1 pseudogene is annotated in these 818 nt (G+C 76.2%); it reads right to left on the bottom strand.

Annotated features, from left to right (window positions below):
• Positions 1–818: pseudogene (locus tag ACFO3M_RS22685) on the bottom strand (HNH endonuclease); the annotation flags it as partial.

Consider the following 818-nt stretch of genomic DNA (forward strand, 5'->3'; position numbering starts at 1 on the left):
GGAAGCGGCAGGTGCGGTCGCGGGTGTGCACGAACGGCTGCTGCGGCGCGGAGGGTGCGTAGGCGTCGGTCGCGGCCGGGCGGTCGAGCACCGCACAGTCGCAGTCGCCGCTGACTTCGGCCGATTGCTCGACTCCAGCGTCGGCCGGGTGGTCGGCGCAGCCGGTGCGGGCGAGCCGGCGCAGCCGGTCGAGCGTGCTCGTCGCCCGCAGCGTGCCGTCGTCGTCGACCAGCGCCAGCGTCACCGACCCGCCCTCCGGTGCCCGGACGCCGAGCGCCTCCAGTCGCTGCAGGAGTTCCCGGAGGTGGGCGGCGGTGATCGGCAGCCCGTTCACCGCCCCGGCCTCGCTGCTGCGGCCGGTCAGCGCGGCGAGGGTGGCGATGACCTGCAGGTGGGCGGTCACCGGCGGGCGGTCGGTCTCCCAGGGGCGTTGCAGCAGGTCGGCGAGGACCAGGGTGCGCAGCTGCCCGATCGGCCGCTGGTCCCCGTCGGCCTTGAGCATCCGGGCGAGCGCGTCCACCAGCGCATGACTGGCGGCGGCGAGGTCGGCGGGGAGGTCGGCGGCGAGGGTGGCCATGCCGTCGAAGGGGCAGTCGTACAGCCGCACGTCGGCGTGCCGCTCGGCCTGCTTCCGGCGGCCGTCGATGGCCTCGGCGTCGGCCGCGAGCAGCAGCGCCAGCGCCCGGTCTTTGAGCTTGCGCACCGTCAGTTGCGTCGCGCTCGGCAGCAGCCGGGCCTCGAGCGTCCGGGCGGTGGCCGCCGTGGTGTGCTCGAGCACGTCGACCAGCGCCTTGGCGCGGGCCTCGTCCAGCGCGCCG

The sequence above is a fragment of the Geodermatophilus arenarius genome (genome assembly GCF_042654585.1).
GTDB lineage: Bacteria > Actinomycetota > Actinomycetes > Mycobacteriales > Geodermatophilaceae > Geodermatophilus > Geodermatophilus arenarius.